This is a genomic window from Arthrobacter sp. R4-81 (assembly GCF_054792365.1).
Genome location: NZ_CP096445.1, coordinates 4,107,682 through 4,134,422 on the forward strand (window position 1 = coordinate 4,107,682; position 26,741 = coordinate 4,134,422).

At 63.4% G+C, this 26,741-nt stretch carries 27 protein-coding genes; 12 read left to right on the forward strand and 15 right to left on the reverse strand.

The window, feature by feature from the left end:
• Positions 1-12: 12 nt before the first annotated feature.
• From M1E05_RS18935 to M1E05_RS18945, 3 genes are all read left to right on the forward strand, one after another.
• The gene (locus M1E05_RS18935) at positions 13-1,146 is read left to right on the forward strand and encodes an FAD-dependent oxidoreductase (RefSeq protein ID WP_461163881.1); all 1,134 of its coding nucleotides are present in this window, start codon (positions 13-15) and stop codon (positions 1,144-1,146) included.
• 117 nt (positions 1,147-1,263) lie between these two features.
• Positions 1,264-1,965, forward strand: coding sequence for a GntR family transcriptional regulator (locus tag M1E05_RS18940; protein WP_461163882.1), 702 nt, complete (start codon positions 1,264-1,266; stop codon positions 1,963-1,965).
• 771 nt (positions 1,966-2,736) lie between these two features.
• A complete protein-coding gene (locus tag M1E05_RS18945) occupies positions 2,737-3,372 on the forward strand; it encodes a LysE family translocator (RefSeq protein ID WP_461163883.1) in 636 nt (211 codons plus the stop codon).
• Between the two features lie 54 nt (positions 3,373-3,426).
• Here M1E05_RS18945 and M1E05_RS18950 read toward each other — a convergent pair whose 3' ends face one another.
• On the reverse strand, positions 3,427-4,182 hold the full coding sequence (locus tag M1E05_RS18950; RefSeq protein ID WP_461163884.1) for a 3-hydroxybutyrate dehydrogenase: 756 nt from the start codon (positions 4,180-4,182) through the stop codon (positions 3,427-3,429).
• 124 nt (positions 4,183-4,306) lie between these two features.
• Here M1E05_RS18950 and M1E05_RS18955 point away from each other — a divergent pair, with 124 nt between their 5' ends.
• Positions 4,307-5,215 carry a LysR family transcriptional regulator gene (locus M1E05_RS18955; RefSeq protein ID WP_461163885.1) on the forward strand — a complete coding sequence of 303 codons (909 nt, stop codon included), beginning with the start codon at positions 4,307-4,309 and terminating at the stop codon, positions 5,213-5,215.
• Here M1E05_RS18955 and M1E05_RS18960 read toward each other — a convergent pair.
• The 3 genes from M1E05_RS18960 to M1E05_RS18970 form a co-directional block, all read right to left on the reverse strand.
• Positions 5,212-6,108 (reverse strand): spermidine synthase, encoded by an 897-nt coding sequence (locus M1E05_RS18960; RefSeq protein ID WP_458113046.1) that lies wholly within the window; start codon positions 6,106-6,108, stop codon positions 5,212-5,214. The two genes, M1E05_RS18955 and M1E05_RS18960, sit on opposite strands and share 4 nt — an antisense overlap.
• A 95-nt stretch (positions 6,109-6,203) precedes the next feature.
• Positions 6,204-7,748, reverse strand: a complete 1,545-nt coding sequence (gene rfaE2 / locus M1E05_RS18965; protein ID WP_461163886.1) for a D-glycero-beta-D-manno-heptose 1-phosphate adenylyltransferase — start codon at positions 7,746-7,748, stop codon at positions 6,204-6,206.
• Positions 7,745-9,271 carry an aldehyde dehydrogenase family protein gene (locus M1E05_RS18970; RefSeq protein WP_461163887.1) on the reverse strand — a complete coding sequence of 509 codons (1,527 nt, stop codon included), beginning with the start codon at positions 9,269-9,271 and terminating at the stop codon, positions 7,745-7,747. Before M1E05_RS18970 ends, rfaE2 begins: the two co-directional genes overlap by 4 nt.
• 252 nt (positions 9,272-9,523) lie before the next feature.
• On the opposite strand from M1E05_RS18970, the gene M1E05_RS18975 reads away from it, so the two are divergent.
• Positions 9,524-10,669: a glycosyltransferase family 9 protein gene (locus M1E05_RS18975; RefSeq protein WP_458113043.1), complete on the forward strand. Its 1,146-nt coding sequence runs from the start codon at positions 9,524-9,526 to the stop codon at positions 10,667-10,669.
• Here the strand turns inward: M1E05_RS18975 and M1E05_RS18980 are convergent.
• The 7 genes from M1E05_RS18980 to M1E05_RS19010 are packed head-to-tail and all read right to left on the reverse strand — an operon-like array spanning position 10,635 to position 17,363.
• Positions 10,635-11,336 carry an SDR family oxidoreductase gene (locus tag M1E05_RS18980; RefSeq protein ID WP_461163888.1) on the reverse strand — a complete coding sequence of 234 codons (702 nt, stop codon included), beginning with the start codon at positions 11,334-11,336 and terminating at the stop codon, positions 10,635-10,637. The genes M1E05_RS18975 and M1E05_RS18980 overlap by 35 nt on opposite strands.
• Before the next feature lie 32 nt (positions 11,337-11,368).
• Positions 11,369-12,763 (reverse strand): PfkB family carbohydrate kinase, encoded by a 1,395-nt coding sequence (locus M1E05_RS18985; protein WP_458113041.1) that lies wholly within the window; start codon positions 12,761-12,763, stop codon positions 11,369-11,371.
• Positions 12,760-13,422, reverse strand: a complete 663-nt coding sequence (locus M1E05_RS18990; RefSeq protein ID WP_458114611.1) for a D-sedoheptulose-7-phosphate isomerase — start codon at positions 13,420-13,422, stop codon at positions 12,760-12,762. Before M1E05_RS18990 ends, M1E05_RS18985 begins: the two co-directional genes overlap by 4 nt.
• A gap of 56 nt (positions 13,423-13,478) precedes the next feature.
• Complete coding sequence (locus tag M1E05_RS18995) at positions 13,479-14,738, reverse strand: glycosyltransferase (RefSeq protein WP_458113040.1); 1,260 nt, start codon at positions 14,736-14,738, stop codon at positions 13,479-13,481.
• Complete coding sequence (locus M1E05_RS19000) at positions 14,735-15,751, reverse strand: glycosyltransferase (protein WP_461163889.1); 1,017 nt, start codon at positions 15,749-15,751, stop codon at positions 14,735-14,737. Before M1E05_RS19000 ends, M1E05_RS18995 begins: the two co-directional genes overlap by 4 nt.
• Positions 15,748-16,824 (reverse strand): glycosyltransferase family 9 protein, encoded by a 1,077-nt coding sequence (locus tag M1E05_RS19005; protein WP_458113038.1) that lies wholly within the window; start codon positions 16,822-16,824, stop codon positions 15,748-15,750. The genes M1E05_RS19000 and M1E05_RS19005 overlap by 4 nt, the downstream gene beginning before the upstream one ends.
• The gene (locus M1E05_RS19010) at positions 16,821-17,363 is read right to left on the reverse strand and encodes a D-glycero-alpha-D-manno-heptose-1,7-bisphosphate 7-phosphatase (RefSeq protein WP_458113037.1); all 543 of its coding nucleotides are present in this window, start codon (positions 17,361-17,363) and stop codon (positions 16,821-16,823) included. Before M1E05_RS19010 ends, M1E05_RS19005 begins: the two co-directional genes overlap by 4 nt.
• Positions 17,364-17,436: 73 nt before the next feature.
• Here M1E05_RS19010 and M1E05_RS19015 point away from each other — a divergent pair, with 73 nt between their 5' ends.
• Positions 17,437-18,399, forward strand: coding sequence for a glycosyltransferase family 9 protein (locus M1E05_RS19015; protein WP_461163890.1), 963 nt, complete (start codon positions 17,437-17,439; stop codon positions 18,397-18,399).
• Here M1E05_RS19015 and M1E05_RS19020 read toward each other — a convergent pair.
• Positions 18,357-19,304 (reverse strand): sigma-70 family RNA polymerase sigma factor, encoded by a 948-nt coding sequence (locus M1E05_RS19020; RefSeq protein ID WP_461163891.1) that lies wholly within the window; start codon positions 19,302-19,304, stop codon positions 18,357-18,359. The genes M1E05_RS19015 and M1E05_RS19020 overlap by 43 nt on opposite strands.
• A gap of 184 nt (positions 19,305-19,488) precedes the next feature.
• On the opposite strand from M1E05_RS19020, the gene M1E05_RS19025 reads away from it, so the two are divergent.
• Positions 19,489-20,640, forward strand: a complete 1,152-nt coding sequence (locus M1E05_RS19025) for an NAD-dependent epimerase/dehydratase family protein (RefSeq protein WP_458113034.1) — start codon at positions 19,489-19,491, stop codon at positions 20,638-20,640.
• Between the two features lie 72 nt (positions 20,641-20,712).
• Here the strand turns inward: M1E05_RS19025 and M1E05_RS19030 are convergent, their stop codons facing one another.
• Positions 20,713-21,249, reverse strand: a complete 537-nt coding sequence (locus M1E05_RS19030; RefSeq protein ID WP_461163892.1) for a hypothetical protein — start codon at positions 21,247-21,249, stop codon at positions 20,713-20,715.
• Between the two features lie 150 nt (positions 21,250-21,399).
• Between M1E05_RS19030 and M1E05_RS19035 the strand changes: the two genes are divergently transcribed.
• From M1E05_RS19035 to M1E05_RS19055, 5 genes are all read left to right on the forward strand, one after another.
• Complete coding sequence (locus M1E05_RS19035) at positions 21,400-22,299, forward strand: hypothetical protein (RefSeq protein WP_461163893.1); 900 nt, start codon at positions 21,400-21,402, stop codon at positions 22,297-22,299.
• Positions 22,296-22,718: a phage holin family protein gene (locus tag M1E05_RS19040; RefSeq protein WP_458113031.1), complete on the forward strand. Its 423-nt coding sequence runs from the start codon at positions 22,296-22,298 to the stop codon at positions 22,716-22,718. Before M1E05_RS19035 ends, M1E05_RS19040 begins: the two co-directional genes overlap by 4 nt.
• Positions 22,719-22,736: 18 nt before the next feature.
• Positions 22,737-23,333 (forward strand): DUF3618 domain-containing protein, encoded by a 597-nt coding sequence (locus M1E05_RS19045; protein WP_458113030.1) that lies wholly within the window; start codon positions 22,737-22,739, stop codon positions 23,331-23,333.
• 126 nt (positions 23,334-23,459) lie between these two features.
• Positions 23,460-24,611: a YihY/virulence factor BrkB family protein gene (locus M1E05_RS19050; protein ID WP_458113029.1), complete on the forward strand. Its 1,152-nt coding sequence runs from the start codon at positions 23,460-23,462 to the stop codon at positions 24,609-24,611.
• Between the two features lie 115 nt (positions 24,612-24,726).
• A complete protein-coding gene (locus tag M1E05_RS19055) occupies positions 24,727-25,578 on the forward strand; it encodes a universal stress protein (protein ID WP_458113028.1) in 852 nt (283 codons plus the stop codon).
• A 20-nt stretch (positions 25,579-25,598) separates the two neighbouring features.
• Here M1E05_RS19055 and M1E05_RS19060 read toward each other — a convergent pair whose 3' ends face one another.
• Positions 25,599-26,276, reverse strand: coding sequence for an O-methyltransferase (locus M1E05_RS19060; protein ID WP_458113027.1), 678 nt, complete (start codon positions 26,274-26,276; stop codon positions 25,599-25,601).
• 57 nt (positions 26,277-26,333) lie between these two features.
• The gene (locus M1E05_RS19065) at positions 26,334-26,684 is read right to left on the reverse strand and encodes a thiamine-binding protein (RefSeq protein WP_458113026.1); all 351 of its coding nucleotides are present in this window, start codon (positions 26,682-26,684) and stop codon (positions 26,334-26,336) included.
• Positions 26,685-26,741 lie beyond the last annotated feature (57 nt).

The window sequence follows — 26,741 nt, forward strand, 5'->3', positions numbered from 1 at the left end:
CAAGGTGCTCTAGTGGACGGACAACTCGCCGTCATCGGCCTGGGCAGCATCGGTTCCATGGTGCTCTGGCAGGCCTCGCGCCTGTCCGATTCCGTCGTCGGCTTCGAAGCCCAAGTACCCGCCCATGCCCGCAGTGCCGTTGGCGGCGACACCAGGCTCTTCCGCATGCTCTACCGCGGGGTGCCGGACTACTACCCCATCCTGCAGCGGTCACGCGATCTCTGGGCCGAACTTGAGGCGGAGACCGGCCAGAACATCCTTACAAGGTGCGGCGGACTCTCCATCGGCACCACGGACGGCCCCTACATCCCCAAGCTGCTGGAAACCACCAGGATCAACCGGGCTGAGCACGGAATCCTCAGCCGCGAGGAGATGGCCGAACGCTACCCGCAGCACAACCTCCGCGCTGATGACGTCGCCGTCCACGACCCTTATGGCGGCGCCCTGCGCACGGACCGGGCAGTCACTGCCGCCATCGCCGCAGCCAATGCGAACGGCGCAACGATCCACACCAACACGCCCATCGACAGCATCACCGACACGGCCGACGGCGTCATCATCACCTCAGGCGGGAAGTCCTGGACTTTCGAGAACGTCATCATCTCCTCCGGCGGGTGGTCCGGGAAGCTCATGCCGGACTACCTGCAAAAGGCCACTCAGCCCAAACGGATTTTCCTGACCTGGTTCGTCGCCCGGGATCCAGTGGAATTTTCCCCGGAACGGTTCCCCATCTTCATCAGAATCTCCGGTGACCAGTCCATGTACGGGGCTCCAAGCGTCGATGGTGCAACCGTCAAGGCGACCCTCGATGGCCGCGGCGGAGCAACCCCGGTCGCTGACGCAGTACCCAGGGAACTGACCCAGGCAGAAATCACAGAGACCACCGAAACCGTCACGGAGTTCTTCCCTGGCCTCTTCCCCAACATCGTCCGCTCCGACGCCTTTCCGGACCTCTATACAGCCGACGGGAATCCCCTGCTCGGCCCGCTGAACCAAGAGAGCAGAATCTACTGCGCCACCGGGTTCTCCGGAGCGGGCTTCAAAATGGCTACCGGCTACGGCCAGATCGCAGCAAACGAGGCGTTGGGCAAGCGGACCTTTGAGGGCCTCGAGTTCGTGAGACCCCAACGGTTCAGGGGGACATGACGGGAGCGCTTCAGAAAAGTGATTCTGCCAAGCCTCGCGCCTGATGCTGCGTGTAGGGCTCCGAGTCCAATACTGTCTATGAAGGTATTAGCCCAAGAATGAAGTGAGGGGATAGCAATGGCGGCACCTGAGGGACTGTTTGCACTGGAAGGAAGACCAACCGCGCAGCTGATCGCTGATCAGTTGCGGGAACAGATTGTCCAGGGGATCTTCCGCCCAGGTGAGCAGATCAATGAATCTGTCCTGGCAGGCCAGTTGCATTCCTCCAGGGGCCCGGTCCGTGAGGCACTGCAGCGGCTGTCCCAGGAGGGGCTCCTCGTCAGCCATCGCAACCGGGGGGTGTTCGTCCTGGAGCTCTCCAACGACGACATCAAGGAAATCTATGCGGTACGCGAAGCTGTGGAAACAACGGCTGCTGAGGCATTGCTGGCCGCCGGCGCGGAACGGATAAAGGACACCTGCCAGATCCTGACGGGCATCATCGAAGACATGGCAAAGCAGGTTGCTGTATCGGACTGGCAGGCAATTGCCCGGCTGGACATGCAATTCCACACCGCCTTCGTGTCCGGCACAGGCAACTCGCGGCTGATCCGGATTTACCAGACCCTGGCAGCGGAATCGAGAATGTGCATCCTCAACCTGGAAGTGGCCTATCCCCGCGTAGACGCCCTGGTGGAGGAACACCAGAACCTGCTGGGTCTCCTTGCGGCGGGCAACAAAGCAGGGCTCCTCAAGGCCATCAAGCGGCACATGCAATCGGCCGTTGACGATCTCACCGCACAGAGGGAAGAGAAGGCCCCAAAAACGCCTCGGGCCTAGCTCCAAAAACTCCGGAGACCACCTCGTTCAAGGAAACCCGGGCGGCATCAGAGCTGCTGCCGTCCGGTCCGTGCTGCGCGGCATCGAGAATCGAGTAAATCTGTTTTCCCTCTAGTAATTGTCAACAGTTGACGATAGACTCGCTGAGGACATTTCGTCCAATGTACAAGGGTGGAAACGGAAAGGTGGACGAGAATGCTACTAAACGTTGGTGTATCTTCGTGGGCGTCATGTTGAGCCTGGCGGTACTCATCGCCGCCGCACTCCTGACCAGCTCATGCGCACTTTTACGCTCTCCGCGCTCAGCTCCACACGCAAGGCGGCGGAAGGCATTCAGTGACAGCTCCCTGTTGCAGGTCTGTACCGGGATCGTTGCCCTGAGCTCCCTGCTCTTCGCCGTGCATGTTGATCTGGGGATGTTCCTTGGCTGAGGCATTGTTGGCCGGAGCTCTCTCTCCAATTGGACCCGAGCTGATCTTCCATGACCCTCTCTGTCCTTCCGGACCTGCCTCCGAGCCCGGGCCTGAGCAACCAGCCCTCTCCCGCGTCCCCGCAGTGCCTCACCACTGTGAGCCCGGGCTGAAACGCCCGAAGAGAATGCCTGCTACCCGCGCCGATCGCCTGGAAGCTGTTGCCAGGGAACTTATTCTCCTCGGTCGGGACCGGGGAAAAGCGGCTGGCTGACGCCGAGTCCCGCGGTCCGCACTGAGAACCAGCGGGTGAGAACCTACAGGTGCTGACCAAAGCCAAGGCCGAGGACTACCATCAAACATGATCCCCTTGAGTAACCTCGTTGCTTTCTCACTTGCTGCCTTTGTGCTCATTGCCATTCCCGGCCCGAGTGTCCTGTTTGTCGTGGGCCGCTCCCTGGCCCTTGGACGCAAAGGGGGGTTGCTGAGTGTCCTGGGCAATACCCTCGGAGAACTTGTCCAGGTGGCAGCGGTGGCCGTGGGCCTCGGCGTCGTCCTGACCCAGTCGGTAGTGCTGTTCACTGCGATCAAGTTCGCTGGCGCAGCGTATTTGGTCTACTTGGGCATCCGCGCCATCAGGCATCGTGGACAGGGAACGACGACGGCGGAGCCGGTCCGCGGATCCTCCACGGGACGGATCCTCAGGGAAGGCACCCTTGTGGGGGCCACCAATCCAAAGTCATTGATGTTTTTCGTGGCCGTTCTGCCGCAGTTCGTGGACTACTCCGCGGGCGCGATCCCGTGGCAGCTTGCCACGCTGGGCTTGGTGTTCCTGCTGATAGCCGTGGTGTCCGACAGCGCCTGGGCCCTTACCGCGGGGACTGCGCGGCAATGGTTTGCGCGCTCCCCCCGCAGGGTTGCGGCTGTGGGAACCACCGGCGGTGTGATGATGATCGGCTTGGGCGGAACCCTTGCCCTGACTGGCACTAAAACATAGTTCCCGGCCGACCCCACCGCTACCGCCCTCCCCACGATTCAACCCTCCCGAGGACTACCGGGCTGACCAGCCGCCATCCATCGTGTAGCTGGCACCGGTCACCATCCCGGCCTGCTCGGAGGCCAGCCAGGCAACCAGTGAAGCTACCTCCTCAGGTTCAACGAGGCGCTTCACTGCGCTCTCGGTCAACATGACCTTGGCCAGGACTTCGGACTCCGGAATACCGTGGACCTTGGCTTGATCTGCTATCTGCGATTCCACCAGCGGCGTGCGGACGTAGCCCGGGTTGATGCAGTTGGAGGTGACCCCGTACTCCCCTCCTTCAAGGGCCGCCACCTTGCTCAGCCCCTCGAGCCCGTGTTTGGCGGCGACATAGGCTCCCTTGAAGGGAGACGCGCGGATCCCGTGGACCGAGGAGACATTGATGATGCGCCCAAAGCCGTTGGCGTACATGTACGGCAGCGCTGCACGGATGAGGAGGAACGGTGCTTCCAGCATGAGGGCCAGGAGGTGACGGAAATCGGCGGGATCAAACTCGTGCAGGGGGTTGATGCGCTGGATTCCGGCGTTATTAACAAGAATGTCGCAGTCCAGGCTCAGTGACTCCAACGATCCCACGTCAAGCAGGTCAACTGCCCAGGCTGTGCCGCCCACTTCGTCTGCCAAAGTGGTGGCGCCGGCCTGGTCGACGTCGGCGACGACTACTTTTGCCCCTGCCTCCGCAAGGGCCCGCACGCACGCCGCTCCGATTCCGCTCGCGCCGCCCGTGACCAGCGCTTTCCTGCCGTTCAGCATGTTTTCCTTCTCCATGGGTCAATCAATCCTTAACTCCACCCCCTCCCACCAGGCAGGGTTTGTGCATTCCTGAGTATTACTTTCCGAATGTCGCGGTTCAATGGGCAATGAAGCACCGCTCGTGTGCAGAATTGCAGATATGGACATTAATCCGGACGACCTGCTGGTGCTGCTCGCGGTGTCCCGCTCGGCAAAATTCACGACGGCGGCCCAGGCTCTCGGGCTGAACCACACCACCGTTTCACGCAGGGTAGCGGCATTGGAAAAGACTCTCGGAGGCCGGGTGCTGGCGCGCGCAGCCGGGGGTTGGGAATTGACCGAACTGGGCGCCCAGGCTGTCGCCGTTGCCGAGCAGGTGGAGGCGGCCGTGGATACGCTGGGGCCGTCTGGCAGGGCACCTGACCCGATTACCAGCGTGGTCCGCATGACCGCTACCGATGGCTTCAGCGCCTATATCGCCGCCCCGGCAGTGGCGCGGCTGCGCAAAAACCACCCCGGGCTGAGTGTGGAAATCGTCACCGTGACCAGGCGGGCACTGCAGCAGCGCTCGGGCCTGGACATTGAGGTTGTGGTCGGAGAACCGCAGGTCCACCGTGCTGAAGCGTTCCGTTTGGGTGAATATGTGCTCGGAATGTATGCCTCGAGGAGATATCTCGCCGCCAACGGAACCCCGGCCACAGTGGCGGAACTGGCCGTACATCCCCTGGTCTACTTTGTGGACTCCATGCTGCAGGTGGATGACCTGGATGCTCCGCGCAGACTGGTTCCCGAGATGAAGGATGGACTCAGCTCCACGAATGTCTTCGTCCATGTGGAGGCCACCCGGGCCGGAGCGGGCATCGGTTTCCTGCCGTGCTTCATGGGGGACCTTCATGAGGATCTGGTGCGGCTGATGCCTGGGAAGTTTGCCGAGCGACTCCCCTACTGGATGGTCCTGCGGCCGGATTCCATGCGCCGGCCCGCCGTCGCCGCCGTCGTCCATGCCTTGCGCGAGCAGACGGTGGTGCACCGCAAGGCACTGCTGGGTATGGCCCAGGGGATTACCTAGGGGACGGCCACGGTTTCCATCGGATCCTGCAGCTCGACAGGATCGTGGCGGATCGGTGCTCCAGCGGCAAAAGCACGCACCTTGGCGTCGTCCCAGATGTGGGCAGGAACGCCGCCGCCGAGGAGCCGGCGAGTCAGTTGGGGATCGTCGTCGAACGGCTGGTCGCTCCCGGCCATCACCATGTTGCCGTAGCGGCGGCCCTTCAGCATGGCCGGGTCCGCAATGATCATGGTGTGCTCGAAGGTAGCCGCAATGGTGGCGGCGTCCTCCCTCGCGTTTTTCAGGTCAGGCGCATCTCCGGAGTTCACAATGTAGATTCCTCCCGGCGCGAGGACCCGGCGGGCGTGCTGGTTGAATTCCCTGGTGGTCAGCGGCCGCGGCGTGAATGCCCCGGCGAAGACATCCCGGATGATGACGTCCCTCGTTTGGGCGGTGAGGGTTTCCGTGACCTCGCGGGCTTCCCCTACTCGCAGGCGAAGCATGGGGGCTTTCGGCAGATCGAACCAGCCGCGGACGTATTCAGCCAGCTTGCCGTCCAGTTCCACCACCACTTGGCGCGCCTCAGGATAGGAGGCATGGAAGTATCGGGCCAGGGAGCACGCGCCACCGCCAAGGTGCAGAAGCCGCAGCTTTGGCTTGGACTCCGCCGGCCAACGTGATTCAACCAAAGCGGACATCCAGCGCATGTATTCGAATTCGAGAAGCAGCGGGTCGGCCAGGTCGATGTGGGAGCTCATCACACCGTTGATCCGCAGGAGCCAACCCGTTGAGTTGTCCTGGTCAGCGATGAGCTGGCAGTCACCGGTATCGATGTAATAGACACCTTCCGCAGGTCCTGCCGGACGGGTTCCCTTGGGTATTTCAACCACTCCCGGCACTGACTTTCCGGCCATCGCACTTCCGGCGGTTTTACCGGCTCTGCCCTTCCGCCCCATCAGCCGGCCACTGCTTTACTCATGCCTTAACCCTAAGCGCTGATGCAGGAACGCTAGGTCACAGCACCGCCATTAACGGCACCGTCAACGGCACTGTCTCCAAGAGCAGCGCTATCGCCCTTCCTGATTCGCTCCACGACAGCGGTGGTGGACAACTCGGCGACGTAGTCCAGGATGGTAACTTTGCCGCCATAACGTTCAACAGCCGGGGTTTCGGCGAGCATTTCCGGAGTGTAGTCGCCGCCTTTGGCGTAGATCTCGGGCTGGACCATCTCGATCAACGGGATGGGGGTAGGGGTGTCGAAGACTGTCACGTAGTCCACGCAGCTCAGCGCGGCGATGACGGCTGCCCGGTCAGCCACCGTGTTGATCGGCCGGCCGGGACCTTTGAGCTTCCGCACGGAATCGTCGCTGTTGAGCGCAACCACCAGGATGTCACCCAATTGCTTAGCCTGGTTTAGGTACCTTGTGTGGCCGCGGTGCAGCACGTCGAAGCATCCGTTCGTCAGGACGATCCTGCGGCCTTCGCTGCGGTGACCTTGGACATGGCGCACCAGCTCCTCAGCGCTGAGGGCAGTATCCGCGAAGCTTTCGAGGTACCGGCTAAGCTCCGCTGTGCCGCAGACCGAGGTGCCGGCATGGTGAACCACGACGTCGGCGGCAGCTTGGGCGAGGTCAAGGCTGGTGGTGAGGGGCAGGGAGGCGGTCCGAGCCAACGTCAGGGCAGCCACGAAGGTGTCCCCGGCCCCCGAAGCCTGCTTTTCGGTAGCCGGCCGCGCCCAGGTGCGGTGGGTGGTGCCGGCCGCGGGCAGCAGCAACGTGCCGTCCCGGTCCAGAGTGACCACCACGGCCTTTGCCCCCGTTGCTTCAATCAGGCGGTCCCGGTTGCTCTCGATGACGGAGGGACGGTCGTCGTCGTCGGACAAACGAAGATCCAGCAGCCGTGCTGCCTCCTGCGCATTGGGAGTCACAAGGTCCGGTTGAAGGTGGGCCCACGGGCGGGGATCATGCGCGTCCACCACCGTGAGAAGCCCAGTCTGCCGGCCGGAGAGCACATCCAGGAGGGCGCTCCGGACCGGACCTTCAAGCGCGCCGGAACTGTAATCGCACAGGACAACGGCATCCTGCCCCCTAACGGAATCGGCCACTGCGTCCGCCAGCGTATTCAACGCCTCTAGCGGAATGGCCCGGGCGGCATCATCGAAACGGAGCAGGACCTGCCCGCCGCTGCTGACGCGGGTCTTGGTAGTGGTCACCATGTCCGCGTGGTCCACCAGATTCCTGACGTCCACACCTGCGTCCTGCAGCTGCCGCTTGAGTTCCCGGCCTGCCTCGTCCCGGCCGATGATTCCCGCGATCCTGACCCGGGCCCCCAAGGCAGCCAGGTTCATGGCGGTATTGGCAGCGCCACCGGGTGCAAAGTCCCTCCGGTTGATTTCCACCACCGGTGCCGGGGCTTCACGGCACAAACGGTTGATGGCACCGCTCCACCAGCCATCAAGCATGACGTCGCCCATCACAGTAATGGCGGGAGAGGTAGCGGCGAGCCTGCCGGGCAGCCATTCCGCGAGTCCCCGCTGCTCGGAGAGTTCCGTCATGGCTGACCGTCCACGCTGCCGTCTACTACGGCGGCGCCTTCTGTGCGAACAAACGCAATGCTCGCCGGAGCGGCAACGTGTGGAGCGGAGTCAGCTTCAACAGAAGAATCAGCTTCCGGGGAAGGGGCAGTTTCAGGGGCGGCAGCAATATGGACCACCTTGACGCGGGTGAATTCATCCAGCAGCTCCGGCCCGTACCCGAAGCCATCGCCGCTCTCGCCACGCGGTTGGGCAGAGCCGCCGGGCGCCCCGCCAAAGACCTCGTTGATCTTGACCGTGCCGACCGGCAGCCCGGCGATGGCGCGCTGGGCGTGGGCGATCCTTCCCGTCAGTAGCGTGGCGGCCAAGCCATAGCGCCCGCTCGCAGCCAGGGCAAGGCCCTCGTCGAAACTGTCCACCACCTGCACTGGTGCCACCGGCCCGAACGTCTCTTTTGTCATAATGTCCATGCTTCCGGTGCAGTCCACGAGGACGGTGGCGGGGTAAAAAGCACCCGGGCCCTCCGGAACCTCGCCGCCTTCGACCGCGCGGGCTCCCTGCTCCACGGCAGCCTCCACCTGCTGGTGAACGGCCTCCCGCATGCGGAGATCCACAAGCGGAGCCAACGCACCGGCCTCATTCCGTTGGCGCGCTTCCGCTTCCAGGGCTGTGCAGAATGCCTCCGCTATGGAGCGGTGAACGTAGATCCGCTCTACTGACGTGCAGATCTGCCCGCTGTTGCTGAACGCGCCGATGGCAGCTTGCCTGGCCGCCCAGACGGGATCGACGTCGTCATCCACCAGCAGGGGATCGTTGCCGCCGTTTTCCCTGATCACGTGCGCGGCGTTCTGCAGCGAAGTGCGGGCGATCTGCGCCCCTGCTTCGCTGGAACCTACGTGCGCCACCACTGCCACTCCCGCCTGCTCTGTGAGAAGCGTCCCGATCTCCGGGCCCCCGGTGAGGGTTATCAGGACATCCGGCGGAAATACCGGAGCCAGAACCTCGCCAAGCAGGCGGCCGAGGTGCGGGCACCGTTCGCTGGGCTTATGGATTACGGTGTTCCCGGTCACCAGGGCCGCCCCGATAAGGCCGCAGGCGACAGCCACCGGATCATTCCAGGGAGTCAAAAGAGCAGCAACGCCACGGGGTTCGGCGACGGTGTAGTCAGACGCCAGGAGATTACCCCTCAGACTGTGTCCGCGATGGACAGGCCCAAGCTCCGCATACTGCTCCAGTGTTGATACACCTGCCGCGATTCCGGCCAAAGCTTCTTCCACCGGCCTGCCGGTCTCCCGGGCGTTCAAATCAGCCAGCTTGGCCGCCGCCGAGTCCAAGGCGAGCGCGGCTTCCCTCAGATACCTTCCGCGGTCAGAGGGAGACGTGGCACCCCACTCTTCCTGGGCGTCGCGGGCAGCATTCACCGCTCGCCGGATATCCAACGGAGCCGCCTCCTGTAAGGTACCCAGCAGATCTCCGGTCCGGGGATCGTAAATGGTGATTCCTTCCACGGCGGCGGTACGGGCTCGCTGGACAACTGTGGACATGGCGTTCCTCCTCGGCAGTCGCTGACCAGCCCCGGGTAAGGGGTGGGAAGCAGTGGGTCTGCAAGACGTTCTTATCCCGTTTCCGTACCCCTTCATCATGCCCTTTAGACACCGAAACAGAGACTCATTTTGGAGCGGAACGGGAGGGTACTTTGCCAGTAGCCAGAGGCCGCTGAAGGGCCGTATGGTGGCTCCACGGGGAGCGGCGGCCAAGCCCTCCAAAGAGACGATCAGCAGCATAAGGAGAGCAGAGTGGAGCAGCTGACGGCAGATTTTGGTGGAGCGGGCATTGTTGGAACCGGAGTTGGCCCCGTCCTGGAAAAGTTCGAGGGAATCTCGAGGATTGCTGTGCTCCGCGGAGGCGGGCTCGGGGATCTGCTGTTCGCCGTTCCCGCCATCGCCGCGCTCAAAACTGCCTATCCCGGGGCGGAAGTCACCCTGCTTGGAACGCCAATCCATCAGCAGGTGGTCGAGGCGACTGTCGGGCCCATCGATAGTGTGCGCATCCTGCCCTATGCAGAAGGGGTCCGTCCGGGCGAAGAGGACCCGGAAGGGTTGGAACGCTTTTTTGCTGAGATGCGTGCAGAAGAGTTTGACCTCGCCGTGCAGCTCCACGGAGGAGGACGCTACTCCAATCCGTTCCTGCTGCGGCTGGGAGCCCGCCACACGGTGGGCACGCGGACAGTGGACGCGGCAAGCCTGGAGCGCACAGTCCCCTACCTCTATTACCAGAATGAGCCGCTCCGCGCGTTGGAGGTGGCGGGCTTTGCAGGAGCCCCTCCCGTTGACCTTGAGGCGAGACTGGCCCCGTCCGCCAGCGTGGATGAGGCCCTGGTGAACAACGAGGCCCAGGCGCTGGTTGTGATCCACCCCGGCGCTACGGATCCTCGGCGGCGTTGGCCTGCCGAACGGTTCGCGGAACTGGCCGCGGCCTGCGCGGCTGATGGATGCCAGGTGCTGATCGTGGGCGATTCGAGTGAGCAACCACTCGCTGAACGGATCAGGGAACTCGCCGCCGTCTCCTCCCCCGGGATGGTCAGGTCAGTAGCAGGCGAGCTTGATGTGTCCGGACTGGCAGCACTGCTGGCCAGATGCACCGTGATGGTGGCCAATGATAGCGGGCCCCGGCACCTGGCTCAGGCGTTAGGCGCTCCCACTGTCGGCATTTACTGGGCAGGAAACGTTATCAACGCCGGCGCTCTGGGCCGGAGCCTCCACCGCGTGCATGCCTCCTGGACCACGAAATGTCCAAGTTGCGGGATTGATGTGACCCAGGTCGGCTGGACGGCCCCCCGCTGCAGCCATAACGACTCCCTGGTGGAGGAGGTTGCGGTCACCGCAGTCTATGAGGACGTTCGGGGCCTTACGGCCAGGAGCCCTCGTCTTCGTGGCAGATGAGCATCTCCCGGATTTCACATCCTTGAGGCTGGGACAGCACAAAAAGAATGGCCTGTGCCACATTGGCCGGATCATTCAAGCGGGAGTCGTCCTGGGGTTTGTACTGTTCCGGACGGTCATCGAAGAATCTGGTTTTCATTCCGCCTGGGATCATGGTGGTGACCCCTATCTCGCCGCCCGTCTCGGCTGCCAGAGCGTGGCTGAAGCCCACCACTCCGAACTTTGAGGCGCAGTAGGCCGAGGCCTCAGGCAGCGCCCGCTTTCCCAGGGTGGACGCGACGGTCACCGCCCTGCCTCGGGACGCCTTCAGGTACGGCAGGGCTGCGCGGACAACAGAGACCGTACCCAATAGATTGACCCCGATGACCTTCTCCCAATCCTCCGCGGCCACGTCCTCCAGTTTTCCGCAGCGGTCAATCCCGGCAGCGGTGACCACGGCATCAAGTCCATCAAGGGTCTCCGCCGCCTGCCGCACCGCCTCCTCGACTGCCCTCCGGTCAGAGACGTCCACTTCGTAAGCCTTTACGGCCGAGACGTTGCTGATGTCGCGGTCCAGCACCACGGGGGTCCCGCCGGCTTTCAGGACGGCGTCGACGACGGCGGCACCGAGTCCGGAGGCTCCCCCCGTCACCAGTACGCGGCAGGGGCGCATTGATTCTGCAGTCATGGTTTTCCTTCCGTTGGTGAAAAGTGGGGCGCTCAGCCAACTTTCAAGAGCGCTTCCGCAAGGTTCGACGTCGATCTGGCAGGGTGGTAAGGAACGGTGGTGCACCGCCCGCCCCAGCTTTCAACGAGCGCTGCTTCCGGCAATTCCGTGACGTCATAGTCTCCGCCCTTGACCCATAGATCCGGCCGCAGCTTGTCCAGGCATAGCATGGGCGTGTCCTCATCGAACACCATCACGGCGTCCACATATTCGAGGGCAAGGAGCATCTCTGTTCGGTCCTCCTGGCTGATGATGGGCCGGTGCTCGCCCTTGATGCGGCGTACTGATTCATCCGAGTTCAGGCACACAATCAGGCAATCCCCCAACTTCCGTGCAGCGGCGAGCGCCCGTGTATGACCAGCATGCAGCAGGTCGAAGCAGCCCCCTGTAGCAACCACAGTCCCGCCCGCCTCGTGCACATTGCGGGCAAGGGCCAGGGCATCGGTACCGCTGCCGTGCAGCTTCACGGGTTGGCGTTCCCCCGCCAGAGTGGCAACGCCGCCTGCTCCGAGGAACGCTGCTGCCTCCCGGACGGCCAGGACAGCGGAATCATCCACATTGTGGCCGGCCAGCAGGTGCACAACGAGGCTGGCGGCCAAGCGGTCGCCGGCACCGCAGGGGTCTGACACTGAGGTTGCGGGCGCGGGAATGGTCAAGGCAGGCCTGCCGTCCTCCCGCACGAGCACGGCTCCGCGCGCCCCCATCGTCACCAGCACCGCTTTACTGTGCCAGTTCCGCAAGAGTGCCGCCGCAATGTACCCGGGGTCTTCGCTTCGTTCACCACCCTTGGGCTCACTGCCCGTGAGCTCCCCTGGCCGTGCCGAGAAACCACGGGCTTCACTCAGGTTGGGGGTCACGGCCTGGACGCCGTGGACAGGCTGGGTCCCTGCCGGATGCGGGTCCCAGACGATGGGGATCTGCGAAGCCAGGGACTCCAGGACCATCCGAAGCTCCGGCGCGGCCGTCAGTCCCCTGCCGTAGTCCGCCACCACAATCGCCTTGGCCTGTTCGAGAGCGTGCAGCATCGGTTGGGTGACCGCAGGCACCGGTGGGGGCTCGCAGCCCTCGTCAAAGCGGACAACGGGGTGGCCGTCGGCCCGCACCCTGGTCTTGACCGGCGTCGGCGCTCCCGACGGTCCGGCGATGACGGTGACTCCGTCCAGGGCACGTTCCAGATGCGAGGCGGATTCGTCGTCGGACAGGACAGTCACCAGGGTGACGTGATGCCCGTCAGCGGCCAGCATCTTCGCCACGAGCCCTGCACCCCCGGCCCGGCGCTGGACAGACCCAACGTCCACTACGGGAACTGGGGCGTCCGGGCACAGACGCGTGGCGTGGCCGGCGAGATCAACGTCCAGCAGCACATCCCCCACCACCACTATCCTCACGGCCGGACCTCCCCGGACCGAAAGTGCGCAGGAGAGCCGGCCGTAAAGCCCGCTGCCCGCCTCGATACCTCAGCGTCAAACGCCCGGCAGATTGCGTGCAGTGCAATCAAATGCCCCTCCTGCGCATTGGCTGAAATGGCGTCAACAACCACCGCTTCATCGCAGGCTTCCGAGAGGGGATTGGGGCCAGGTCCTGTCAAGGCCCATGTGCTGATGTTCAGGGCGGCGGCGGTTTCAGCAGCCCTCAGGAGGTTGGGGCTTTTGCCGCTCGTCGAGAGCAGGATCAGCACATCCCCTGACCTGCCATGGGCCCTGACCTGGCGGGCGAAGAGCTCCTCAAACCCGTAATCATTGGCAATGGCTGTCACGGCCGACGTCTCCGCATGCAGGCTGATGGCCGAAAACGGCACCCTCTCGCCGTCGAACCTTCCTACCAGCTCGGCCGTCAGGTGCTGGGCCTCGGCAGCCGAACCGCCGTTGCCGGCGGCGAGAAGCCGCTGGCCGCGCAGCAGCCGCTGCGCCAGCTCCTGCCCCCAGGAAGCGAGCCGATCGGCCTGGCCGCGCAGGGATTCCAAGGCCGGGAGGACATTCTGCAGGTGAGCCTGCACAGCCGCCAGTGACTGATTGCCGTTGCTATCCACCAAGGGCACGGTTGCCAAGGGTGGGAACGGAAGCAATGCCGGAACGGCACCCTCCTTGACCTTCCATTCAGTAGTCACAGCGCTGCTCCTTTCACATGCTCCAGCTGACGGGATGCGGCGTTTCCTGCCATTGCCTGTTGATAGGCCTTCTCCGATTCCGCTGCCACCCTGTCCCAGGAATAGCGGGACCTGGCACGCTTCTCCCCGGCCTTGCCAAGGTCGGAGCGCAGCCCCGGGGCCCCGAGCAGTTCCGCCACCGCAGCCGCAATGGCTTCCGGATCCTTCGGTGGCACGTGCAGTCCTGTCTTGCGGTCCACCACTGTGTCCCTCAGCCCGCCTACAGCAGCAGCCACAACAGGAACACCGCAGGCCATGGCTTCCAGCGGCACAATTCCAAACGGCTCATACCAGGGTGTGCAGACCACGGCGTCGGCGCTGCGCAGGATTCCCGGCATAACCTCCCTGGGCAGTTGCCCGCGGAGGCTCACCTGATTCGCCACTCCAAGCTCCTGGGCAACGGCCATGAGCCGGCTGCCTTCCGGATCGGCACCGGTGACGGCTGCGTCACCCTCGCCGCCCACAATCAGCAGTTCGACGTCGTCGAATCCAGCGGCGCGAAGGAGCGGCAAGGCCTGAATCACCAGATCCACCCCCTTACGCGGAACCAGGCGCCCTACGGAGAGGATGCGGTAGGTACGGGGCCGCGTTTCGGAGTCGCCTGTGGCGGAAAACAGCTCCAGGTCCACGCCGCAGGGAGCAATTGAGATTTTCCCGGTGTTGATCCCCATGGCCTTCAGCTCGAAAACTTCGTCCGAGCACGTGGCGATGATCCTGTCAGCGGCCCGGCCCACGTACGGTTCCAGCCACTCGCGCTCTGCAGGGCTGGTGTCCTGGGCGCCCTGGTGGCGTCGTTTGACTGTTCCCAGGGCATGGAAGGTTTGAACCACGGGCACGTGCAGGCCTGCGTCTCCCCTTCTGGCTGCATCCAGCGAAGCCAGTCCGGACATCCAGAAATGCCCATGGACCACGTCGGGACGCCGGCTTCCCCAGTCCTGTGCAATCCCGTCGGCCAGCTTGCCCATAAAGGGGAGCAATTCATCCTTGGGAACGTGCTTCGCCGGACCCGCATCAACATGGACCACTTCGAGGCGAGGCATAATCCTGACCCTGGCCGGCAGATCGGCGGCATCGCGGCGCGTGTAAACAGTGACGTGATGGCCGCGGCGGGAAAGAGCAGTTGAGAGAGCTGCGACATGGACGTTCTGCCCGCCCGCGTCCACTCCGCCCAGCGCGGCCAGAGGACTCGCGTGCTCTGACACCATGGATATTCTCATTGCATTTTCCTCTCTTGCGCCGGAACAAGTACTTGTCCCCTCCGGAAACGCCGGCACGGAAGGCTGTCCAGCAACTCGTCCCAGGCAGCGAGGAAGGCATCCAGGCTGTAGTTCGCCAGGGCCGCCTCCCGCGCCGCCGCTCCCATCCGCCGTGCTTCCTCGGGATCAAGGATCAGCCTGTGCGCCCAGCGCCGGAGCTCCTCAACCTCGGTTGAAGCGACGCCGGCCCCAGGAGGAACCGCGCGGGCTGCCTCCGTCGTGGCCAAGGCAAGCACGGGCATGCCGAGATGCATCGCCTCCAGCAGTGACAGTCCCAGAGATGTCCAGCGCATCGGATGCAGGTAGACGCGGCAGCGAGCCAGTTCACGGTGGAGGGAGGGCGTCGGCAAGTCCCCGCGAAGCTTCAACCGCGACGGATAGATTCCCGTTTCAGCCGGCAGCCCGTCTCCGCCCATGCCGAACACCTGAAGGGGAGCGACCGACGCAAATCGTGCCAACAGGTCAGTGCCTGTCACCCTTCCACGGCGCACAGGTTCATTGACCACGACGCCCAGATCCGGGGTCTCCCCTGTGTAGAGGTAGCCCGGATCCGGGATGCCGTGCTCAATCACCACGGTGGGGGCCGCCCCGCTGTCCCAGAAGAGGTCGTTGAAATGGGTTACATGGACGATTGGAATGTTGTTCTGGCCAGAGAGCGGGTGGCTAGTCCATGGCACGTCACCCTTCGGTGTGTTGTGTTCCACATACACAGCCGGAAGCTCCGTGCCGGGCCTGCGGCCCAGAACACGCTGGACTTCGTCAATCTCTTCAGGCCGTTGGAGCACGACGGCGTCAATGCTGTCCGCGTCCAACGTGGCCAATGTGACTTCAGCCACCGAGGCAGGCCAGTTCCTGCCTGCGCGGCCCAGCCCCCATGGACCTCCTTCGGGAAGGGCCGGCAGGAGGTACTCGTGGCGTCCGCGGACGAACGCGTCCGTCCAGGAGCCGTGAACATGCCACATCAGGATTCTCATGGATGCCAGACCTTTCGCCGGGTACTGAGGGAAGACACTCCGCTGATCAGCCGTTCCACAGCATCCGCCACCTGCTCAGGCGCTACCGAGCTGAGGCAGGGATGCCCTGGTACCGGACATTCCCTTGCCCTGCTGAGCCTGCAGGCGGCGTTTTGGTCACCCAGCAGCTCCAGCGGAACTCCGTAGGGGGCCCAGCGGACGGCGGGAACCACGGGGGAAAAGAGGCAAACCACCGGTGTTCCCACAGCCGCGGCAAGGTGCGCCGGTCCGGTGTTTCCGGTCACTACGGCCTTGGCCCGGGCTAGGACACCGGACAGGGTCCGCAGGTCGGTGCGGCCGCCGAGGTCGATCCCGGACGGCCCTGCGACAGTTGCCGTCAGCGCCCTTTCACCCTGAGCGCCGGTCACCACCACCCTGTGACCTGCACCTTCGAGCAGTTCCACGGCAGCAGCATGATGCAGCGGCGGCCAGGCGCGTGCAGGCGCTGTTGCCCCCGGATGCACCACGATGTACGGCTCCTCCCCCACAAGGTCCGTGACGTCGGGGACGGGAACCACTTTGAGCTTGCCGTCGTCGCCCGGGGGTAGTTCGAATCCGGCGGCGCGTGCGATGCCAAGGGCACGCTCGGCCTCAGGTTGATCCTCGGGAAAATCTTCGCCCGGCCGAAGCCTGACATCCAGGAGAGAGCCGGGATAGTCCGTTGAGGCGCCCGTGATGCGGGTGACTCCGGCCAGGCGCAGCAGCAGTGCCAGCGGCAGCGGAGATTGATGAAAGGACGTGAGGATGACGGCTTCTGTAATCCTTGAGTGCCGGATGAAGTCGGTAAGGGTGTCCAGGTGCCGTGCGCTCACGGGTGGGGCAGGATTGGCGATCCAAGGGCACGCCCAGCTGAAGACCTCGGTGACGTCGGGAAGAATGGACGCCGCCGCTTCGCCCTGGGGCCCGCACAGCATGACAACGTCGTTGGCCCGTCCGGCGCCCGAGCGCCGGCCATGGGCAACTGCCCGAACGGCAGGACCCGCGAGCAGGACGTCGCCAACGCTGTCGAGGCGGGCCACCAGGACGCGGCTCACGGCGGACCGTCCAGGAGCATCCGGATTGCAGCGCTAAGGTCGGCGGCAACGTTCCCGACGGCGGCTTCCACCTCTTCGGTACGGGTCGCCGGCGTCGGGACAAGGACACCCCTGACACCAGCGGCTACCGCGGCATCCAGATCAGAGCCGATGTCGCCTATGTAAGCCGCCTCCCCCGGTGAGATTCCCAGGCGGCGGCAGGCGGCAATGAGCATTCCGGGGGCCGGCTTCCTGCAGCCACAGCCGTCCTCGGGCGCATGCGGACAGATCTCCCAGACATCGAAGGGCCCCAGCAGCTCCTCGATGCGCGAATTGACGCTGCTGACCTGGCTTTGGGTCAAGAGACCACGGGAAATTCCGGATTGGTTACTGATGACGCCGGTGGCCAGGCCCAGTGCGCGCAGCTCCCGCAAAACAAGGGCGGCATGACCCATGGGTTCCACCAGGTCCGGGTTCCCGTTGTAGGGCACGTCCTGTACCAGCGTGCCGTCCCGGTCGAACAGGACAGCCCGAAGCGGTAATGAGTTGTCACTTCCCATATCCAGTCCGTTCCCCGTTACAGTCCTTGCTAAACAAGTCGGGCAGTACTTCTCTTGGAGCTAGACTCCAAGCTTGGGGAAAGGACACGGATTGAACGGTCATTCGGTGCAGCAAGACAAGCCTGAACTGCTGGTGTTGAGGGCCCTCAAACTCGGAGACCTGCTGGTTGCGGTGCCGGCGTTGCACGCGTTGCGCCGCGCCTTCCCTGACCACCGTCTTCGCTATGCTGCCCAGGGCTGGCTGACCGAGGCACTCCAGCTCGTCGGTGGTTTTGAACTTCTGCCGACCCATGGGCTGGACGAGCCGATTGCGGTCGAGCCCGGCACCGTGGATGTAGCAGTCAACCTGCACGGAAGCGGCCCGGAAAGCCAAGAGCGTATAGAAGAACTCAGGGCCCGCCACACCATTTCCCACGTCTCCGAGCGCAGGGCCGGGCCGCGGTGGCAACCTGATCTCCATGAGCGGGAGCGGTGGACGCGGCTGCTGCAGTGGCATGGCATCGAGGCTGACCCCTTGGACTTTCGCCTCAACCGTCCGGCAGTGCATACAGATACGCCCGATGCCACCGTAATTCATGTAGGCGCGGCCTACGGCAGCCGGCTCTGGCCTGTCGACAGGTTCGCTTCCGTGGCCTGGAAGCTGGCGGCCTCAGGGCACAGCATCCTTTTTACAGGAAGCTCAGCCGAACGCGAGCGGGCGTTGATGGTCTGCCGCAGGGCTGGCCTCGCCGCTACTGCGGTGGTAGCTGGGCAACTGACACTGAGCCAGTTCGCTGCAACCGTGGCCGACGCCCGGCTGGTCATCTCGGCCGACACCGGGGCAGCACACCTGGCCTCCGCTTACGGCAGGCCGTCAGTGGTGCTGTTCGGCCCCGCGCCACCCGAGATCTGGGGCCCCCCGCCGGGCCCGCATGTAGTGCTGACCAAGGCAGAGGCAAGACGTGGAGACACCTTTGCCGCTGATCCTGACCCCGCAATTCTGGGCGTGACCAGTCAGGAGGTGCTGGAGGCCGTCCGCGGCCTGGGCCTGCTGTGAACGTCGCCGTCGAGCAGCCGTTGCTGAAGCTGGACCAGAATCTTTGAGAGCCGTCGCGAGACCTGCATTTGGGTCATCCCCACTCTCTGGCCCAGTTCACTTTGTGACTCTTCCAGGAAATAGCGCCGGTACAGCAGCTGCCGGTCCGCTTCGCTGAGTTCCTGGATGGCTTCGCTGAGGCTCAGAAGTTCCTCGAGCCGCTCAGGGGAGGCATCCGGAGAAACAAGCATCTCAACGGGAGGCGGCGCATCACCGTGCACATCTACTGCATCCAGGGAGTCCGGACGCAAGCTGGCTGAGGCAGCCAACGCTTCCCGGACAGAGGCGACGTCGGCACCCAGTTCCCGGGCGATTTCGGCGTCCGTGGGCGTCCTTCGCAGCCTCTGCGACAGCAGCGGCTCGGTCCGCAGGATCTCCGTGCGAAGGTCCTGGATGTGACGCGGTGGCCGAACCACCCAGCACCGGTCCCGCAAGTATCGTTTGAGTTCACCAGTGATGGTGGGGGTCGCATAAGCGGGGAAACTCCCGCCCCGGCTCTCATCGAAGCCCCGCGCGGCCTTCACCAAGCCCAGGTAGGCAACCTGATTCAGGTCCGCCCGTTCGCGCCCCCTGGAGACAAACCTTGCGGCGAGGGACTCCGCCAGGTCCAGGTAGGTGAGAACCAGGTGATTCTGGAACGTGAGTTGAATCTGGCCTTGCTGGTTCTGTCGCGGCTGGTTGTGCCCCGGCTGATTGTGCCCCGGCTGATTGTGCGCCGGCTGGCTGAGCGTCGGCTGATTGTGCGCCGGCTGATTGTGCCGTTGCTGGGTGTGCGCAGGCCGGGCATGTACAGGCCGGTTTTGTGCCGGCCGGGTGCTTCGTCCGGTTGCCGGGAGCAACGGCAGGGAAGGCTGGGTTTCCCGCATGTCGTTCGTTCCTTCGTGCTGGAGCGTTCGAAAAGCCCGTGGCAAGACTTATCAGTAGCGAACCATAAGGTTGCTTATTAAACAATGCCCGGTAGCGTTATTCGAAGAACTTGTCTGAACCTGGGAACGGTGCCATTGGCACTTCTGGAGCCTGGCCACCAGTTGAACGGAAGGACCATCCGAGATGCGCGTCGTTATCGTAGGAGGCAGCGGCAATGTTGGAACGGCCGTGCTGCGCAGGCTTCAAAAGGAGCGTTCGGACAGGCCTGATCTGGAACTGGTCGGAGTGAGCAGACGCGTTCCCGACTCCTCCAAGCCACCATTTAACGGCGTTTTGTGGCACGCCCTGGATGTTGGGGCAGAAGAAGACGGACACCGGCTCAGTGCGGCCCTCAAAGGTGCAGATGCAGTGGTGCATCTCGCATGGCAGGTTCAACCAAACCACGATCTGGACCGGCTCTACCGCACCAACGTGACTGGCACGGCAAACATGCTCAGGGCAGCCAGGGATGCCGGCGTAAAGCAAATCGTGTGCGCTTCCTCAATCGGCGCATACAGCCGGGCGGCCAGCAAGGAATCCAGGGTAGACGAGAGCTGGCCGGTTGGCGGCATCCCCGGCTCGCACTACAGCAGGCACAAGGCGGAGCAGGAGGCCCTGCTGGACAGCTTCATGGCAGAGAACCCCGCCGTTGTCGTGGCCAGGCTAAGGCCGGGTCTGACTTTCCAGCGTGATGCGGGATCCGAGATCGGAAGGTACTTCCTCGGCCCGCTGATCCCGAAACTCCTGCTGGGCAAACCCAGGACGCCCATCCTTCCCGTTCCCCCACAGTTTGTTTTCCAGGCCGCACACGCCGACGACGTTGCTGACGCCTACTGGCGGGTTCTTGACCGCGGAGCGGAGGGCGCCTTCAATATTGCCGCCGAACCCGTGGTGACGCCACAGGGGTTGGCTGCGCTGTTCCACGCAAAGCGCTGGTTGCCTATCCCTGTACGCATGGTCCACGCTGCAGCGGATCTCAGCTGGAGGCTCCATTTACAACGAACCGACGCCGGCTGGGTGGACATGGCGGAAGGGGCTCCCATCATGGACACCACCCGGGCCAAGGAAGTTCTCGGCTGGACACCCCAGGTATCCTCACTGGATGCCATCAGGGAAGTACTGGCAGGGCTCGGCTCGGGGCAGGGGGTAGCAGCATCGCCCGCCATGCACCCGCGGCCGCTACCGGGACCGGCTGGGCTTCGGAGGCAGGCGATGCGCAGGGTGGCGGTCCGCAGTGGAGCCTTGCGAAGCGAGGCTTTACGTCGCCAGGTGCTCCGTACGCCCGGCGGACAGTAGCAACAGGCCTAAGCGCAAGTAATGCCTGGCTGCCAAGCCGCCAGGCATTACTGAGGGGCCTGTTTCAGTGCCCTAACGGCCGCCGTCGTCCTGCCTGCCGCTGTCTTTGGCTTCACGGTCAGCGGCATCGCGGTCAGCAGGGCCCCGGTCAGGAACACCATGTTCAACATGGCTCTGATCACGGCCGGGGGCCTGATCCCGCCGGCTCTTTGAGTCAACGTTGGGATCCAGTGAATCAGCACGCTGCCGCCGTTCGGCCGACTCATCGCGGAGCGACTCAGCCTCCTTTTGACGTTTCTCAGCTTCCTGGCGCATCCTCTCGGCATCAACCTGAGCCTGTTCGGCATCTGCGCGGGCCTTGATGGCATTGGCCTCACGCTCGCGGGCGTCGAGTTCGATATTTTCTGCCTTGCGGCGCATCTCGTCCGCCTGTTGACGCTGTTCGGCTACGTGCTTGTGGTGTAGTTCCTCTTTGCGCTTCCGGGCAGCCATCAGTCCCAGAACGAGCGCCGCCACAACGATGATTCCTATCACGATCCACACCCAGGCCATTGCATCCATGGGATATTCAACCCTTTCAAATTCGCGCAAGATCCGGCGATTTTTCATTGCCGTCCTTACTGTTCAGCAGTACCCAACCCGTCCGCTTGAAAGATCTTAGAAAGGGTACTTACTATTCGATAGTAATCATGCTTACTATTTAGTGCCAGTAATGCTGGTTCTTGATCAGCAGCCGACCTTTTGAGAAAGAGAGCGAAGATGACAGAGAACCAATGGCCGCAGGACGGAAGCTACGGCACCGCTCCGGCCGATGCGCGATCGACCGACCCGTACGACCCCGCTTACCCAGCAGGAACAACCACTTCCGCAGGGATGCAGTCCGGTGAGGAGACCGGGTCATCCAAAAAGGACGCCATGAAGACTGAGGCCGGGGAAGTCGGCAGGCAGGCCAGCGACTCTGCCAGGAATGTGGCGGAAACGGCAAAGACTGAGGCATCAAATGTTGCAACAGAGGTCAAGACGAACGCCAAGGACCTGCTGTACCAAGCGAAGTCCGACCTGAGAGACCAGGCAGGAACCCAACAGCAGAAAGTAGCTGACGGGCTGCGCTCCATTTCCAGCCAACTGCACTCCATGGCCTCGGCTCCTGATGAACAGGGTGTTGCATCGGATCTGGTCCGACAGGCAGCAGAACGCTCCTCCTCAGTTGCTTCCTGGCTTGAAGCAAGGGATCCGGGCTCGCTGCTGGATGAAGTAAAGTCCTTTGCCCGCCAACGTCCGGGAACCTTCCTCCTGCTCGCGGCCGGAGCAGGCGTCCTGGCTGGCCGCTTGACCAAGGGCTTGACCGCCGGTTCAGCTGATTCCGGAATGGGCACCAGCACCGGTCGCAGTACCGGAATGGCTGAGCCAATGCCCGGAGGGATGGCAGTTCCACCACCGCCGGTCCAATATCCGGCTCCCACAACGAGCACGGCAGGCGCCGCAACAGGGACTGGAGGCCAAACGTATCCGCCGAATCCCGTGGAAGGCGCAGGAACCACGAGCGGTCAGTGGGCCGATGACCCGCTGGCAGGCGACCGCGTTGGTGAGAGCCCCTTATCGGGAGGCACAACTGACGATCCATACCGCGACGATCCGTTTGATGGTGGGCGTCGATGAGCAGCCAGGTACCGGAGCCTCCTCCCTCTGAGGCGCACATGAAAGCGGACAACTCCTCACTGGGCGATCTGCTGGGCGATGTCACCAGGGATATTTCCACCCTGATGCGCCAGGAAGTTGAGTTGGCCAAGGCTGAGATCAAGCAGTCAGGAACCCGGGCCGGGAAAGGTGCAGGTCTTTTGGCCGGCGCCGGCGTAGCCGGACATTTCGTCCTGCTGTTCCTCTCCGTGGCTCTCTGGTGGGGACTGGGCAACCTGATCGGGCACGGCTGGTCCGCCGTCGTCGTCGCCGTAATCTGGGCCATCATCGCAGCCATCCTCGCGTCCATGGGCCGCAAGGAACTCAAGGCGATCAAGGGCATGCCACAGACAGCGGAAACGCTCCAGGAGATTCCACCCACCCTGAAACCAAATACCTAGATCGAGCAAGGACACACGATGACCGAAAACCCGGACGCAATCCGCGCCGACATAGAAGCAACCCGCACGCGGCTAGGCACCAATGTGGATGCCGTGGCAGACAAAGTCACACCGTCCAATATCGTCCACCGCCAGACCGACAAGGTAAGGGAAGCCGTTTTTGGAGTTAAGGAGAAAGTCATGGGAGCAGCCGAGAACACCGCTGACCGTATGCATTCAGCCCAGCAAGGCGGCGGCTCCGCCCTTAGTGACGCCGGTGCCGCCATCAGTGATGCACCCCAGCAGGTTAAGGCAAAAGCCCAGGGTAATCCGCTCGCTGCCGGGCTGATCGCGTTCGGCGCCGGAATGCTCCTCTCTTCACTGATCCCGGCAAGTGAGAAGGAACGTGAGGCGGCCCAGCAAGTCAAGACAGCCGCCGAACCCCTGACCACGCAATTGACGGAAACAGCCAGGGACATGGCCCAAGGACTGAAGGAACCTGCCCAGGAGGCCATGGAAAACGTCAAGACTACTGCGGCAGAGGCCACCGAACACGTCAAAGGCGAGGGCCAGATGGCAGTGGAGGACGTCAAGTACAAAACAACAGACGCCAAGGACAACGTCCAGAAGGCCTGAGCATGCCGCGTTCGGCCAGGCCGGCGGCCCGCATTCGCGGGCCGGCCGGCCTGGCCGTTTACTCTTCCCCTCACTCCTAGCGAAAACGCCCCACAAGGAAATCCGGCAGATTTGAGGATCGTTCCCATGGCCAGAAACAACTTCTCTGCGAAGAACAGCTCAAACGCAGGCACCGAGTCAGCTGACAACAGCACAGCGAAGGCCCGAACAGCCCCGGCCCCCGATGATCCGCGCAAACCGGACAGTCCCGACGACGTCACCAAGCCCTCCTGGAAGTACATTGCACGGAAGACGCTCCGGGAGTTCACAAGGGACCAATGCCAAGACCTGGCTGCGGCCCTGACCTACTTTGGTGTGCTGTCGCTTTTCCCTGCTCTGCTGGCGCTGGTGTCGTTGCTAGGTGTTTTTGGCCAGGCGGAAAGGACAACTTCCGGCCTGCTGGATATTGTGCAGGGTATTGCGCCCGGCGGCACGGTCGACTTCATCCGGCAACCGGTGGAGGAGCTGGTCAACTCCCCCGCTGCTGGTTTCACGCTGATCATCGGCGTCCTGACCGCCCTCTGGTCTGCATCCGGATATGTGGGAGCCTTCGGCAGGGCAATGAACCGGATCTATGAGATCGACGAAGGCCGCGGCGTCGTCAAACTTCGCGGCACAATGCTGGGTGTCACCGTCGTGACCGTGCTTCTCGTGGCGGTGATCGCGGCCATGCTGGTTCTCAGCGGTCCTGTTGCCGAGGCCGTAGGAAGCGCCATTGGATTGGGCGGAGCCTTCCTGACCACCTGGAACATCCTGAAGTGGCCAGTCATCGTGCTCCTGGTGGTGGTGGCCATTGCCATCCTGTACTACGCCACCCCCAACGTGAAGCAGCCCAAGTTCCGCTGGATGAGCATGGGCTCGTTCATTGCCCTCGTGGTGTCGTTCCTGGCTACTCTCGGCTTCGCCTTCTATGTCGCCAACTTCGCCAACTACAACAAGACCTATGGCGCCCTCGGCGGCGTCATCATACTGCTGCTGTGGCTCTGGATCCTGAACATGTCGCTCCTCTTTGGGGCAGAGTTCGACGCCGAGATGGAACGCGGACGGCAGCTCCAGGCGGGCATTGAGGCCGAGGAGACCATCCAGCTGCCGCCCCGGGACACCAAAAAGAGCGACAAAATGCAGGAAAAGGAAGAAGAAGACATCCGCCAGGGACGGGAACTGCGCGAACAGCACGCCGGCCAGCAGGAAGGCAAAAACAACGGCGCGGAAGGCAACGGCCGGCCCCGCGGCCGCTAGTCGCCAGTGCCAGTCGCTAAAAATCATCAGGCATGGGCCTCTGCCCTAGTAATCCTGCGGCTCTTGGCGTTTACTTGGTTCCACCTTCGCGCCGATGCAATCCAGGGAGGCCGCAATGCCGGGAGCCGCAGAATGGAACGAGAACCGCATCCTTGCGGTGGGTTTCGACGGGTCCGAACAGTCCCAGCTTGCTGTCAGGTGGGCAGCTGAACATGCAGCTGACCAGAACCTGAAACTGCGGATAATCCACGCCTGGGTGTGGCCTGTGTTCACCAAATCCCTCGGACCCGTCAAGGGTGTATCTGGCAGCGGGCTGCGCCATGCCGCTGAAGCTACGTTGCAGGAGGGTGTGGACCTGGCGCACGAGGTATCGGGCGAATTGGAGGTTGAAGGCGTTTTCGAGGCAGGCCTCCCGGGTCAGGTACTCAGGGACGCCACCAAGGACGCCCGCCTGCTCGTGGTGGGGCACCGGGGCATAGGCGGCATCGTTGGCCAGCTGGCAGGTTCAGTCTGCCTGGACCTCGCCGGGCACTCGCCGTGCCCCCTTCTGGTTGTGCGGTATCCCCACCGGGGAGGCGAGCCGGTGCTGGCAGCGCTCAGCACTGCACCCAACAGCGAAGCCGTGATCGTGGACGCACTCAGAATGGCGCGCGCATTGAAAACCTCGCTGGAGCTGGTCCACGTCGACGTAGAAAACGGACACCACCACGAACCTCACGGCCGGCACTCGCCGCTCCATGGGCAAGCGCTGGTGGACCATGCGGTTGAAGCCGCCCGCGAATTGGCGGAAGATGTGGCTGTTTCCGGCATCCTTCGGCAAGGCCACCCCATCTCCCGGGAGCTTGCCGCCGCGTCAGCCAACGCGGATCTGCTGGTCCTGGGAGCCCACCGCCGGGAGGGTGGACCCGGGCGCACCGTTTCAGCCCTCCTCCCGCGGGCACTGTGCAATGTGATGATCTCGCGATAAGGGATTACCGGGTCAGCTGATTACCTCACCACGGCAAGGGCGAAGCCGTCCCAGCCCTTGGAGCCCACGGTTTGGATCACAGTCGCATCCAGCCGGGGGTTCTCCCCCATGATGTGCAGCGCATCAAGGATGCCGGGGGCGTTGACGTTGTCCAGTTCGGGCTCCAGCACAGCGCCTTCCCATACCACGTTATCCATGACGATGGTGGTTCCTGGCCGGCCAAGGCGGATTGCCCAGTCAAGGTAGTGCGGATCGTTTTCCTTGTCTGCATCGATGAAGACAAAATCAAAGGGTCCCCGCGATTCAGCCTCCAGCAGGGGCAGAGTCTCCAGCGCGGCGCCTACACGGATCTCCACTTTGTGTCCCACGCCTGCAGCGTCCACGTTTGCCCGGGCAACTTCGGCATGCCGTTGGAGGTATTCGCACGTCACCAGCCGGCCGTCGTCGGGCAGTCCCTGGGCCATCCAGATGGTGCTGAAACCGGCCAGGGTGCCGATCTCCAGCACATTCCGGGAACCGGACAGCTGTACGAGCAACTTCAGCAGCTTCCCTGCGTTGGGTGCCACCTCAATCCTGGGCATGCCCGCTGCGGCCGCGGACACCACCGCCCGCTGAAGCCCAGGATCAGGATGGACGACGACGTCGGTCAGGAAGTCTTCCACTGCGGTCCAGTTTGACTCGGCCTTGTGCTCGATCATCCGCCCAGTCTGGCAGTTTGCAGGCACGCGCGGAAGCATGCACGCGGATGACGGGATTTATCGGCTTTCGCTGATGGCCTTTTCCAGGCGCTCAACTTTGCCGGACAATTCTCCGGAGTAACCTGGCCTGATATCCGCTTTGATGACAAGGGACACCCTGCTGCCGAAACGGCCCACGGCTTCGGTAGCTTCCTTTACAACAGCGAAAACCTCGTCCCACTCACCCTCAATGGTGGTGAACATGGAGTCCGTCCGATGGGGAAGTCCCGATTCCCGGACGATTTTCACGGCGGCGGCGACGGCGTCGTGAACGGAACCGTCAGCAGCGTTAGTAGAGGAAGCAGCAGAGGAAGCGGGGTTTCCTCCGGCGGGCGTGCCCGAAGGGGCGACGGAGAATGCAAGCAACATGCGTCCAGTGTTTCATGCCCCCTGCGTCATATAGAGTGCCTACCAATCAGTAACCCA